The sequence below is a fragment of the Kribbella sp. NPDC050241 genome, assembly GCF_044459685.1.
Classification (GTDB): domain Bacteria; phylum Actinomycetota; class Actinomycetes; order Propionibacteriales; family Kribbellaceae; genus Kribbella.
The window spans coordinates 306379-319840 of sequence record NZ_JBITJE010000002.1 but is presented as its reverse complement, the minus strand read 5'-3'; the positions used below and the strand labels follow the sequence as shown (position 1 = coordinate 319840).

The 13462-nt window shown below is 68.3% G+C and carries 9 protein-coding genes; 3 read left to right on the top strand and 6 right to left on the bottom strand.

Going from position 1 to position 13462, the window contains the following annotated elements; all coding sequences use genetic code 11:
• Positions 1-122 precede the first annotated feature (122 nt).
• Both ACIBG5_RS09450 and ACIBG5_RS09445 read left to right on the top strand, forming a co-directional pair.
• A complete protein-coding gene (locus tag ACIBG5_RS09450) occupies positions 123-3776 on the top strand; it encodes an NPCBM/NEW2 domain-containing protein (RefSeq protein WP_396391073.1) in 3654 nt (1217 codons plus the stop codon).
• Positions 3777-3783: 7 nt separating this feature from the next.
• The gene (locus tag ACIBG5_RS09445; RefSeq protein ID WP_396391072.1) at positions 3784-5229 is read left to right on the top strand and encodes a methyltransferase; all 1446 of its coding nucleotides are present in this window, start codon (positions 3784-3786) and stop codon (positions 5227-5229) included.
• Here the strand turns inward: ACIBG5_RS09445 and ACIBG5_RS09440 are convergent.
• Positions 5226-6791, bottom strand: coding sequence for a diguanylate cyclase (locus tag ACIBG5_RS09440; RefSeq protein ID WP_396391071.1), 1566 nt, complete (start codon positions 6789-6791; stop codon positions 5226-5228). The two genes, ACIBG5_RS09445 and ACIBG5_RS09440, sit on opposite strands and share 4 nt — an antisense overlap.
• 23 nt (positions 6792-6814) lie before the next feature.
• The gene (locus ACIBG5_RS09435; protein WP_396391070.1) at positions 6815-8371 is read right to left on the bottom strand and encodes a diguanylate cyclase; all 1557 of its coding nucleotides are present in this window, start codon (positions 8369-8371) and stop codon (positions 6815-6817) included.
• 378 nt (positions 8372-8749) lie between these two features.
• Between ACIBG5_RS09435 and ACIBG5_RS09430 the strand changes: the two genes are divergently transcribed.
• Positions 8750-9589: a TIGR03619 family F420-dependent LLM class oxidoreductase gene (locus ACIBG5_RS09430; RefSeq protein ID WP_396391069.1), complete on the top strand. Its 840-nt coding sequence runs from the start codon at positions 8750-8752 to the stop codon at positions 9587-9589.
• A 4-nt stretch (positions 9590-9593) separates the two neighbouring features.
• On the opposite strand, the gene ACIBG5_RS09425 is transcribed toward ACIBG5_RS09430, so the two are convergent.
• The 4 genes from ACIBG5_RS09425 to ACIBG5_RS09410 form a co-directional block, all read right to left on the bottom strand.
• Positions 9594-10073 carry an NUDIX domain-containing protein gene (locus ACIBG5_RS09425; RefSeq protein ID WP_396391068.1) on the bottom strand — a complete coding sequence of 160 codons (480 nt, stop codon included), beginning with the start codon at positions 10071-10073 and terminating at the stop codon, positions 9594-9596.
• 1 nt (position 10074) lies between these two features.
• Positions 10075-11334, bottom strand: coding sequence for a cytochrome P450 (locus tag ACIBG5_RS09420; RefSeq protein WP_396391066.1), 1260 nt, complete (start codon positions 11332-11334; stop codon positions 10075-10077).
• 373 nt (positions 11335-11707) lie between these two features.
• Entirely contained in the window at positions 11708-12502 is a 795-nt protein-coding gene (locus ACIBG5_RS09415; RefSeq protein ID WP_396391065.1) for a DUF2785 domain-containing protein, read from the bottom strand.
• Between the two features lie 194 nt (positions 12503-12696).
• Positions 12697-13461: an ABC transporter permease gene (locus ACIBG5_RS09410; RefSeq protein WP_396391064.1), complete on the bottom strand. Its 765-nt coding sequence runs from the start codon at positions 13459-13461 to the stop codon at positions 12697-12699.
• Between the last annotated feature and the right edge of the window lies 1 nt (position 13462).

The following is a 13462-nucleotide window of genomic DNA, read 5'->3' as shown; positions in this document are numbered from 1 at the left end:
TAGCGACCTCGTCTCAACTTCATGACGGCGAGCTGATGACAACCGCCGATGGGTGAGCTTCAATAAGCGCACTCTTGTTCATAGATGCGTGAAGTGAGGCAGTCGTGAACATCTCCGCCCGCATGAAACGTTCATTAGTCGCCTTGGCTCTCATCGCCGGCGCTCTTGTGCACACGGCCGCTCCAGCGCGGGCCGACAGCACCGCGCTCGGTGACGTCACCGGCTTCACCGCCGACCAGGCGACGTACACACTGACGGCCGGTGCCGCGAAGGTCCGGGTCGTCTTCCTGAAGGACGACGTGTTCCGGCTCTGGCTGGCGCCCGACGGGAACTTCACCGACCCGGCCGGTACGCCGCCCACCGACCCGAGCGAGCCCGCGTCGACGATCGTCACCAAGACCGATTACGGCACGCCGCACACGTCCTGGCGGGACCGCGGCTCGTACTACTCGCTCACGAGCGGCAAGGTCGAGGTCCGCGCGCAGAAGCATCCACTCAAGTTCAGCGTCTACCGCGGCAACGGCCAACTGGTCTGGGCCGAGACGGCTCCGCTGTCCTGGAACGACACGTCCACCACCCAGTCGCTGGGCCGCGGACCGAGCGAGCAGTTCTTCGGCGGTGGTATGCAGAACGGACGCTTCTCGCACCGCGACCAGACCATCGCCATCACCCGCGACTTCAACTGGGAGGACGGCGGCAACCCGAACGCTTCGCCGTACTACATGAGTACGGCGGGGTACGGCGTACTCCGGAACACGTTCAGCCCCGGTAGCTACAGCTTCACCGATCCCGTCGTCACCAAGCACGACGAGAAGCGGTTCGACGCGTACTACTTCATCGGCGACCTCAAGACCTCACTGGACCGCTACACCGAACTCACCGGCCGCCCGTTCATGCCGCCGATCTACGGACTCGAGTACGGCGACTCGGACTGCTACAACCGCGGTCACTACGGGACGGACCCCGATCCCAGCAACGACTGGAAGGTGCACCCGGACAAGGTGACCACGCTGGATGCGGTCAAGGTCGCGCAGCGGTTCAAGGACGAGGACATGCCCGGTGGCTGGATGCTCGTCAACGACGACTACGGCTGCGGCTACTCCGACGACACCGACTCCGAGCAGGTCGACGGCACCTGGTGGGGCAAGCGGGAGATCCCCGCGCTCAAGCAGACCGGTGACGCGCTGCGCGACCGCGACATCCAGATGGGTCTGTGGACGCAGTCGTCGCTGGACCGGCAGGCGGACGAGGTCGGCGAGGCCGGAGTGCGGGTGCGCAAGCTGGACGTCGCCTGGGTCGGTCCGGGCTACCGGCACGCGCTGAGTGCCTGCGACACCGCACACGACGGCATCGAGCAGTACAGCAACGCCCGCGGCTTCGCCTGGATGGTGGAGGGCTGGGCCGGTGCGCAGCGGTGCGCGGTGCAGTGGACCGGTGACCACAGCGGTTCGCTGGACGCCATCAAGTGGCAGATCTCCGCCATCACCGGCTCCGGCAACTCCGGCATCGCCTACAGCGCCGGCGACGTGGACGGCATCTTCGGCGGCTCGGCTACTTCGTATGTGCGCGACATGCAGTGGAAGGTGTTCAACCCGGCGTTCATGACCATGTCCGGCTGGGCCACCCCGGCGATTAAGCAGCCGTGGGCGTACGGCGAGCCGTACACCTCGATCAACCGCAAGTACCTCAAGCTCCGCGAGCGCCTGCTGCCGTACTTCTACACGTACGCCGCCGAGGCGCACCGCACCGGCGCACCACTGAACCGGTCGCTGGTGCTGGAGTACCCGAACGACCCGAAGACGTGGGACGACACCACGAAGTACGAGTTCCTCGCCGGTCAGGACTTCCTGGTCGCGCCGATGTGGGGTGCTGACGAGGTGAAGAGCCGCATCTACCTGCCGAAGGGCCAGTGGATCGACTACTGGACCGGCCGGGTCTACCAGGGTCCGACGACCGTCAACGGCTACCACGCCGCGCTCGACACGTTGCCGCTGTTCGTGAAGGCGGGTGCCGTCGTACCGATGTGGAAGCAGGGCATCAACTCCGCGGCCGAGCAGGGCTTCGGGGACCGGCTCACTCTGGACATCTACCCGCAGGGGAAGTCGTCGTTCAGCCTCTATGAGGACGACCGCGTCACTCGTTCGCAGAACTCCGCCACCCAGACCTTCACGGTCGACGCACCGAATCAGTCCCGCGGCGACGTGACAGTGAAGATCGGCACGAGTGTCGGGACGTACGCCGGCAAGCCCGCAACCCGTCCGTATGAGCTGACAGTCCACACCGGCACCGCGCCGCGCGAGGTCACCGTGGACGGCCGCAAGGCCAGTTGGACCTACGAGAACGGAGTGGTCCGGGTACAGACCGCGCCGATCTCCACCGCACGGACCGCGGTGATCCAACTCAGCGAGACGTCTTCTGTCGGTGGTCCGGATGTGGCGAACACCTTCGGCACGCCAGAGCTCACCACGCCCTCGCTGTGGAACGCTCCGGGCCAGGCCACCGAGGTGACTGCCACCTTCCGCAACGGCAGCCCGACAACCATGCGCAACGTGAACCTTGCGCTCGAGCCGCCGGCCGGTTGGACCGTCGCCGGGCAGAAGGTGTTCGACACCGTCCAGCCCGGGCAAACCGTCACGACCAAACTGCAGGTCACTCCCGGCGCCGAGGTGAAACCGGCGAGCTTCACGCTCGAGCTGGCCGCGTCTTATGTTGCGCAGGGCGAGAGCTACACGAACACTGCGGTCGCGACAGCTCAGTTGCCTTATGCATCGTTGTCCCAAGCGGCGAATGTTGTCGGCATCAGCGACGCGACGACTTACGCCCAAGGCAACTTCGACGGATCCGGCAACAGCTACAACGGCGAGGCACTCGCGGCCGCCGGCTACACACCTGGCGCGACGGTGACCGTCCAGGATGCCGAGTTCACCTGGCCGACCGGAGCACCCGGAACGCCCAACCTGGTGAAGAACCAGCCCGCTCCGATCCTTGTCTCCGGCACCGGTTCGCATCTCGCCCTCCTGGGCGCAGGCGCGAGTCTCAACGCCCGCGGCTCGGTGACGATCATCTACACCGACGGGACGGAGTCCCAAGGCACGTTCCAGCTCCCGAACTGGTGCTGTCAGGACCCAGCCACCGGTGGCGCCAAGCTGGCAGTGTCGGTGAAGGGTCGCTACACCCCGGCGGGTCTCGCCAACACCACGACGGACTACCGGGTCTTCTACACCGCCGTACCGCTCGATCCTGGCAAGACGGTGAAGGCGATCAAGCTGCCCGGCGGCGGGCTCGGGTTCTTCGCCGCCACGATCGCCGACAAACCGTTGCCTCCGGCACCGACCGGTGAGCAGTGGGTGAGCGACCTGGAGTTCCTCGACTCGACGAACGGCTGGGGTCCGGTGGAACGGGACCACAGCAACGGCGAGGACGGCGCCGGCGACGGCGGTCCGATCACCCTCGACGGCGTGCAGTACGCGAAAGGGCTCGGCACTCACGCGGCGTCGTCGGTGAGTGTCCGGATGGGCGCCAACTGCACGACCTTCACCGCCAAGGCCGGGGTCGACGACGAGATGGAGGACCGCGGCAAGGTCAGCTTCAAGGTCCTCGTCGACGGGACCGCGAAGTACACCTCGGACCTGCTCACCGGTACGTCGCCGACCGCGAACGTCTCGGTGGACGTGACCGGCGGCCAGACCTTGACCCTTCAGGTCACCGACGGCGGCGACGGCGTCACCAGCGATCACGCCGACTGGGCGGAGGCCAAGCTGAGCTGCAACCCATAATGGCTGGATGAACGAACTGACGGGGACCGACGTGGACGCACTGCGTGAGGCGTTCACACAAGCCGGGTACACGGTTGAGGGAGTGGCCGCCCGGCTGGGTCCTCAGGCGAACGGTGCGCTGGCCCGCAACGAGACCACTCTCGCGGGCCGGCGCACCTCGTCCGGCGACGCCCTGGACACGACCATCAGATTGTTCCTGCTGCAACGCGACGTACCGGAAACTCTTGTCCTGCAGGCTTTTCCGGGCGTGGATTTGGTTGCTCTCGGCATCATCACGATCGACGGCGGCTCCGCCCGGGCCCTCCTCGACATCAGGCCGTACGCCGAGGACGACCGGCAGTGGTGGGTGATCGCGGACCTGACGCCCGGCCTCGACGGGCGTCGTGAGCCGATGCGCAGCGACTACGCTCTCGGGATCTCGTCGGCCAGCCTCAGCCTGGTCAACCTGACCGTGCCGATCAAGGCCGAACGGGCTCTCGACATCGGCACCGGCAGCGGGATCCAGTCACTGCATCTGTCCAACCGGGTCGACCAGCTCGTCGCGACCGACGTGAACCCGCGCGCGCTCCGGCTGGCCCGGTGGACGGCCGCGCTGAACCGGATCGAGCTCGACGTCCGCGAAGGCAGTCTGTTCGAACCGGTGCGGGGCGAGCGCTTCGACCTGATCGTGAGCAACCCGCCGTACGTGATCTCACCGCCGGGCGACGATCAGCTGACGTACCGCGAGGCCGGATTCGCCGGCGACACGCTCGTCGAGCAACTGGTACGGCAGGCGCCGAACCACCTGTCCGACGACGGCTGGTGCCAGCTGCTCGCCAACTGGACGTACGTCCGCGGCGAGGACTGGCGTGACCGGATCGCCGCGTGGACAGGCGATCGGTCCGCCTGGGCGGTGCAGCGCGAGCGGCTCGACCCCTCCGAGTACGTCGAACTCTGGCTCCGCGACGCCGGTGTCCCCGGCACACCGTCGTACACCGCTCAGTACGACGCCTGGATGCGCTGGCTGGACGCACAGGCGGTGGAAGCGATCGGCATGGGCTGGATCACCTTGCACAACGTGGCAGGGACGCTCGACGCCGAGGAGTGGCCGTACGAGATCGAGCAGCCGATCGGTCCACACGTACTGCGGCGGTTCGAGCGGGCGGAGGGAATGCCGGCCGACCTGACCGGGCTGCATCTGGTCGTCGCGGACGACGTGATCCAGGAGACGACCGGACGACCAGGCGCGGAGGATCCGGCGGCCATCGTGCTGCGGCGCCAGCGAGGGATGCGGCGGGCGGAGCAGGTCGACACCGTGATGGCCGGCTTCGTCGGTGCGTGTGATGGCGACCTGAGTGCGGGGCAGATCCTCGCTGCCCTGGCCGACCTGTTGGACCGTCCGGCGGTGGAGGTTCTGCAGGACTATCTGCCGCAGATTCGTCGCCTGGTCGTCGAAGGGTTCCTGGACTACTAGACCTGTCTCCGGCGGCGGCGTTTCTCGGCGTACATCCGCCGGTCCGCCTCGGTCAGCAGTTCGGCGACCGCGACGCCGTCGGTGCTGCTGGCCTGGCCGATGCTCAGCCGCAGCATCGTGAACCACGGTTCGATCGCGCTCGCCGCGACCCTCTCGGCCGTGGACTTGATCCGCTCCACCAGCTCCCGTGCGCCGCGCTCGTCCGGGTTGTCCAGCACCACCACGAACTCGTCGCCGCCGGCCCGTGCGACCACGTCCTCGGCCCGGCACTGCTCGGTGAGGAGCTGGCCGACGCGGCGCAGTACGGCGTCGCCGCAGGCGTGCCCGTAGCTGTCGTTGATGACCTTCAGGTTGTCGACGTCGATGGCGATCACCGCGACCGACCGCGCCGCGTCGTGGGCCACCGACATCCGTTCGTCCAGCGCCCGCCGATTGCCCACACCGGTCAGCGGATCCTCGCGCGCCGCACGCCACTCCGCATCGTGCCTGATCGACAGCTCATGGTTGGCCAGTGCGGTCCGTACGGCGTACAGGCCGCGCAGCCGCTCCGCCCACCAGCCCCTGGTGATCGCCCGCGCGTACTGCAGGCCTGTCACGGCTCCCGCGTCGCCTGACTCGGCAACGATCTGTACGGCGGTGTGCCGGATCAACGCCTCCACCGGCGGATCCGAGGTCGGTGGGAGATCCGTGCCGGCCCGGTCCGCGGCCTCCATCGCATCGTCGAGTTGACCCATGACGGCGTACGCCTTGGCCAGATAGGCACCCGCGATGGCGGCCAGCTCCAGGTCGCCCAGCTTCGCCAGTTGGTCCCGGCAGTCCTTCAGGATCACCGTGGCTTCGGCCGCCTCGCTGTCGTCGTTGCCGGCGGCCAGCCACATCCGCCCGGCGATCGGCCAGTACCCGAGCAGGTCGGCGCGGACGATCACCTGGATCGCCTCACCGGCCCACCGGCGCGCCTCCCGCCGGCGTTCGGCGATCTCCTCGCCGTACGACGTGTCGCCGAGCCGCTCGAGCTCGTGCGCCCAGCGGAGGTTGGACTCGGCCAGGTTGAGCCGATTGATCGCCGGAGCCTCGGCCAGCCCGAGAGGGTCGTGGTCGCCCTCGGCGGCGAGTTCGAAGTGCGGGATGCACAGCTCGTACAGGCGAAGCAGGTCGTAGGCGTAGCCGAGGCCGGTGTGCGCCCAGCCGGCCAGGCCGAGGTCGCGGGTCCGGGACAGCGCATTCTCCGCCGCGACCAGGTCCGCCACCGAGTCGCCACCCTCGCCGGTCCGGATCAGCGTGACGATCCGGATCGCGATCGCGTTCGCCTCCCAGCCCGGCTCGTCGATAGCCCGCGCGACCCGGATACAAGCCTCGACCGCGTCCAGGGCCTCCATCGCGTCGGCGCCGTGGTGCGCCGCGACGGCCCGCACGTACTCGGCCGCGGCACGCTCGTGCGTGGGCTCCGGCCCGAGTTCGTCCAGCAACCGGTTGATCTCGGTCGCCGCCTCGGCCGGATTCCCCGACTGGGCCCGGGTCATCGCCGCCGCGATCCGCGCCGTCACCCCCGACGTCTCGCGCAAGAAACCTCCCCTGAGTGCCTGCCTCACCGCTGACGACGTTTGTCGCCGTACAGCCGCCGATCCGCCGTCGCGATCAGCTGATCCACCGCAACACCTTCCGCCGTCGCGGCGTACCCGATGCTCAAACCGAGCCGCCGCAGCCACGGCTTGTCCGTCGCCGCCGCGATCGCCCTGATCGCGGTCCGGATTCGCAGTGCCAGCAGCGCACCGCCCTTGGCGTCCGGCTGATCGAGCACCACGACGAACTCGTCGCCACCCGATCGAACCACGGCATCGGTTGCTCGCGCCTGTTCTACCAGCAGGTTTGCCACAACCTGCAGCAATTCGTCCCCGCAGGCGTGCCCGAAGGTGTCGTTGACCACCTTCAGGTTGTCCACATCGATGGCGAGCACGGTCACAGCCCGCCCCGAATCACGCGCCGCGGTCAACCGCTCGTCGAGCGCGCGCCGATTCCCCACGCCGGTCAGGGGATCCTGCCGCGCCGCGTGCCACTCGGCGTCGTGCCGCGCCGAAAGGTCGCGCGCGGCAAGCGCATGCCGTACGGCGGTCAGAGCGCGCTGCCGCTCCTTCCACCAACCGCGGGCCACCGAGCGCGCATACTCCAAGCCTGCAACGGCTCCCGGCTCACCGGTCGCGGCCGCGATCTCCGACCGGGTCTGCAGAACCAGCACGTGCGTGGCCGGATCCGCCAAGGGAATCAGGTCGTCCGCGGCCCGATCGGCCGCCGCCTTCGCCTCTTCGGACTTGCCCTGTGCGTGCAGAGCCCTGGCCAGATACGCGCCGGCGATCGCGAGCCGCTCGGTCTCACCCAGTTTGCTGATCTCGTCGCGGCACCCCGTCAGTTCGACGACCGCCGAGTCCGGATCGTGGTCGGTCGCCGCGCCGGCCAGCCACAGCCGCGCGCTCAACCGCCAGAACTCCTGGCTCTCGTCGTCGACGATCACCCGCTCACCTTCACGCGCCCAGTACGCCGCCGATGCGAGCCGCTCGCGAATCTCCCCGACGTACGACGGATCGCCCAGGCGCTCGAGCTCATGCGCCCAGCGGAGATAGGTCTCGGCGAGATTCAGCCGGTCGATCGCCTCCGACTCGGCCAGCTCGAACACGTCCGCGTCCGCGCGGGCCGCTTGTTCGTAGTGCGGGATGCACAGCTCGAAGAGGCGCAGTACGTCGTACGCGTAGCCGAGGCCGGTGTGTGCCCAGGCGGTCAGGCCGGGATCCTTCGTGCGGCTCAGCGCATGCTCGGCGGCGACGAGGTCGTTGACCGTGTCTCCACCTCGGCCGCTGCGGGCGAGGTTGATGATGCGGATCGCCAGAGCGTTCGCTTCCCAGCCCGGTTCGTCGATTGCCTTCGCGACCGCGACACAGGCGTCAACGGCCTTGAGCGCCTCGTCGGCGTCGCTCGCGTGGTGCGCCGTGACTCCACGCACGTACTCCGCCGCGGCAAGCTGGTAGCTCGGCACGCCGCCCAGCTCGGCCCGGATCAGCTCGATCTCGGCAGCCGCGCTCGCATGCCCACCGGACTGAGCCGATGTCATTGCGGCGGCGATCCGGGCGGTCAGTACGTCGCCCGTCGCCATCTCGCCACTCCCCATACCCGCCGGCGGCCTCCCCTGATCCTCACCCGCACCTCGGGCCGGACCGCCCATTGTGACCACCCACCCCCACCTCTGTCACGACCCGATCCGGCCAACGACCACCTAGTGCCATCCCAAAGCTACCCACCGCCATTCCGGACCCAAAAGTTCACCAAAACCAGAAGGGTCGTAACTCTGCGATTGGTTCGAGCATCAAGAGGGATCCAGAGCCTTGGCAAAGTCCCCCACACCTTCAACAACCCGGTTCACCACACCTTCGGCGGCGCGAACGGTGTCGTGGACAGCCTCTTCGGCGGGTAAGTTGCCTTGACCTTGGGGGCAATGTTCTAAGGTGCTGCCCCCAAGACGGAAGGGAACGGGATGAAGTTCGCGGTCAGCTACAGCACGCCCATGTTCGGGGTGGATCCGGACCACCTGGCGGCGTTCGCGCAGCACGCGGAGGCGTGTGGGTTCGAAGGGATCTACGTGCCCGAGCGGGTGGCGCTGACCACTGGTGACACGTTCGGCGGGGTCGAGCTGCCGATGACACTGCCGTACGGCGCTCCGCTCGACCTGCTCACGTACGTCGCCGCGGCGACCGAGCGGATCCTGCTGGGGACCGGGGTGTTGCTGCTGCCGTACTACCGCCCGGTGATGCTGGCGAAGCGGCTGGCGACGATCGACGTGCTCTCGAAAGGGCGGATGCGACTGCTCACCGTAGGCGTCGGTGTTCTGCCGAGTGAGGCAGTCGCGGCGGGCGTGGATTTCAGCACCCGCGGTCGCCGCGCCGACGAGGCGATCGACGTACTGCGGCTGCTCTGGTCCGACGAGGCGGACGGGGCCAGCTACTCCGGTGAGTTCTTCGAGTTCAAGAACGTCTACAGCTTTCCGAAACCCCTGTCCCCACTGCCGATCCACGTCGGCGGGTCGAGCCGCGCCGCGGCCCGGCGGGCGGGACTGCGTGGTGACGGGTACTTCGCCGGCGGCGCGCTGATGGGCGACGAACGCGTGGCCCAGTGGAACCTGGCTCAGACCACGGCAGGCGACCGTAGGCTCGACTACACCCGCTGGGGCTCGATCGAGCTGACCCCTGCCTCCCTCGAGGCGTACGCCGCCCAGGGAGTCACCCGTCTGGTGGTCGGCACGTCGAGCCCGGACCCATCCGAGCAACGCGACCAGCTCTCCGCCTTCGCCGAACGTTTCGCCCTGACCCCGAGCTGAGGGCTCAGCCGACGCGTACGCCGTGTTCGCAGAGGGCCGTTGTGCCCTCGTGGACGGCGTCGAGAGCGGCGGTGAGGCGATCGGCCAACAGCGGCTTGACGCGCGCGCGTACGTCGGTCAGGGAGTAGAGGCCCACGGACAGGATCTCCCCGTCGGGGAACGTGAACGCGGCCAGGTCGGCCTCCGTCACGACACCGCCGTCGAAGACGAAGACCATGCCTTCGAGACGGCCGTCGTACGCGTGCACGTGGTCGACCAGCAGCAACCGCCCGATCGGCCGCTCCGCCCCGAGCTCCTCCCTCAGCTCCCGGGCCGCCGCGACCCACGGCGCCTCGTTCGCCTCGACCACACCCCCGGGCAGCTCCCAGTTCGGCTTGTACGACGGCTCCACCAGCAGAACGCGATCGTCCGCACCCCGGAACAACACCCCCGCCGCCATCCGCTTCCGCGGCAACCCAGCGGCGTACTGCTCGGTGGACTGCACGTCAGCCGGCTACCTGCTCGGGCTCTGCGGCGTGGAGCTGGACGGGGAGGGTCTCGACGCCGTAGACGATGGAGAAGTCGCGGAAACGGAGCTGTTCCTCGGGGATGGCCAGCGACAGGTCGGGGAAGCGGTGAGCCAGCGCGGAGAACGCGGCCCGGAGTTCCATCCGAGCCAGCTCGGCGCCGACGCAGCGGTGCATGCCGTGGCCGAAGGCGAGGTGCGCCGCCGGTGCACGACGTGGCCAGAACTCCTCCGCGTCCGGCCCGAACACCTCCTTGTCGCGGTCGGCCCCCGACAGCGACACCGCGACCAGGTCACCCTTCTTCACCTGCTGACCGAACAGCTCCTGGTCCTGCCGCGCGAACCGCGGGAACGCCACCTGGACGACGGTCAGATACCGCAACAACTCCTCGACGATCGCGTCGACCGCACCCGGCTCGTTGCGGATCCGCTCGAAGTTCTCCGGGTTGCGCATCAGCACCAGCGTGCCGAGCGCGAGCATGCTCGCGGACGTCTCGTACCCACCCAGGAACACGCCGTCGGCGAGCCCACCGAGCTCGACGTCGTCGATGTCGTCACCCTGCTCGCGGATGATCGACCCGATCAGCCCGTCGCCCGGGTTCTTGCGCTGCTTGCGGACGATCTCGAACAGGAAGTCGCGGGACTCGCTGGCCGAACCGAACACCCCGATCCCACCACCGGACAGGTCGAACCGCGCCGGCCCGAGCGCCCGGAAGCGATCGCGGTCCGACTCCTCGACACCGAGCAGGTCGGCGATCAGCAGGAACGGCACGTTGAAGGCGAAGTCCGACACGATGTCGGCGACCGGGCCCTTGGCCTCCATCAGGTCCAGCTGGTCCTGGACGATCTTCTCGATCGCCGGCTCCAGCCGCGCCAGCCGCCGCTTGGTGAACTCCGGTGTCAGCAGCTTCCGCAGCCGGGTGTGGTCCGGCGGGTCGGTGAACCCGAGCCCCCCGATCCCCTCCGACGGCTTGTTCGGGTCCGAGCCGACCAGCGGCCGGATGTCGTTGCTGAAGTTCGTCGAGTCGGCGAGCACGGCCTTCGCCTCCGCGTGCCCGCTCACCACCCAGACGTTGAGCCCGAACAGATGCGCCAGCTTGTGCACGGGCTCGGCCTCGCGCACCTTGGCCAGCTCCGGCACCGGGTTCACGCCGTGACGGCGCAGCGGCATCGAGACCTGGCTGGGGAACATCCGCATCTTCGACAGGTCGAGACCACCCTTGCGGGTGGTTCTGTTCAAGATCCGGCTGCCGACCCATCTCTTCAGGTATGTCGCAACCATGACTTCCACGCGCCCTCTCTGAACCGCTTGCCCCCGACGGCTTTCGTCACCTAAAAACTAGCGTTGCCAAGGAGCAGATCTGATGGTGTTGGCACTACTGCGATAGTGGCGTTGGCACCACCATGGGAGGGGACCACGGCAATACCAGCACAGACCTTGTCATGAACGAGATCTCTGCTTCTACCGGAAACCACCTGTACATCGCCCTGGACCGCGGCACGCCGTACCTCGGGGACACTTCAGGGAAATCTCAGCCGAAAGTCGGATGCGGGTCTCATCCTTCGTCAACAATGTTTGGATGTGACCAAGTCAACACCCGTACGCCAGAAGCTCACAGGTAGTACGGCGTCACCATCCGGACGACGTCGGTGATCTTCGCCTTCACGAGGTCGCGGTGCGGGATCTGCGTCACCGGGCCGGAAGCCGGCACACGAACGCCATGGTCGACCAGCAGGTAGAGGGCCCGCAGCGTGCGGATGGTGTTGGTGACCTCCGGCGTAATGCCCTCGCTCGGCGGGTTGGCGAGGATACGGACGGCGGGGTCGAGCCAGCCGGTGGCATCGGTCTCGGTGAGGTCTGAGCGGGTCAGGGTGGTCGCCAGGGCGTAGCCGAGGCGGTCGTCCTCCATGTCCCGCAGGACGTGCTGTGTCGGCGTCAGAATGCGGCCTATGCCCAACCGGAGCATCTGCACCGGTTCGACGGCCGGATGCAGCCCGAGGGCGCCCAGCAGGTCGGAGCCGTGCGCGATCGCGTGCAGCCAGCCGAGTTTGGCGTCGTACCCGCGCAGGTCCTCCTCGGCGACGTACCAGCGTTCGAACGGCGGCACCCAGCTCGGCTCGAAGACACCTGCGGTGACGATGCAGTCCAGGATCAGCGGCGCGAACGTGCGGGTCTGCGTCTCGGAGTCCGCGAACCGCGCGACCATCTCGTCTCCGAGGGCGCGCAGCTGGTCGGCCGACAATACGCCGCGGCCGATCCAGGTGGCGAGGATCGAGTACGCCTGGGAGTCGCGCAGCACCGGGTCCGGGGAGCGCAGCAGCGCGGACAACTCGGCGACGAGCTCGGTGAGCGGACGATCGGTCGGGACGGAGAAATCATCGGCGCGCACCTGCGCCCAATCGGTCATGCGCGGCAGGCTAGACGCTTTCCCGCCGCGCCCGCCACCCCTACGCGGTGGTACGGCGACCGCCCCGAACAAGGGTCGGCCCGTGGAACGTCATGTTCCACGGGCCTCAGCGCGGCCAGGACCCCTCAGCCCGGCCGGGCTTCACGATCCCGGCCAGGGCCCCTCAACCACGGCCGGGATCGTCGTCATCGCGATCAGGCGTCGCGCTTGCTCGCCGTGAACAGAGCGATCACCATCAGCGCCGCCGCCCAGCCGGCGAAGTACAGCAGGGCCCACCAGGGACCGAGGGCGAAGTCGCTGCCGCCGGCACCCGCGCCGGCCAGCCCGAAGTCCTGGCCCTGGTTCAGGAACGAACTGCCGTTCGCGAACGGCGCCCACTTGGCCAGGTCGTCGCCGACCTTGGGGATCAGGGTGACCAGGTTCTCCACCAGCAACGGCCAGAGGATCAGGATCGCGATCGCACCGGCGCTCTGCCGGATCAGGATGCCGACCGCCACGGCGATCACCGCGGACAGCGCGAAGATCAGGCCCTGGCCGGCCAGCAGCCGCCACTCGGCCCCGGTGTTGATGGCCAGGTCCGCGTTGCCGGCGAACAGGCTGCCGATGCCCCAGGCACCGAACGACGCGATCAGGCCGACGATCCCGGCCAGGAAGGCCACGACCGCGGTCTTGCCGAGCAGCAGCGTCGCGCGCTGCGGAACCGCCTGGAAGCTGGTCCGGATGGTGCCGAAGCGGTACTCGGTGGTGACCGCGAGGGCGGCCATCACCATCATCACCATCTGGCTGAGCTGCGCGCCCGGCTGGGTGATGAAGATCGTCGCCTGCGGCTCGTCCGTGGCGTTCAGGAAGCCGGTGGTGAGTGCGGCGAAACCGACGGTCAGGAAGGCCGCGATGACCATGCACCACCACGGCGAGCGGGTGGAGAAGAGCTTGATCCGCTCGACTGTGATCACCGACATG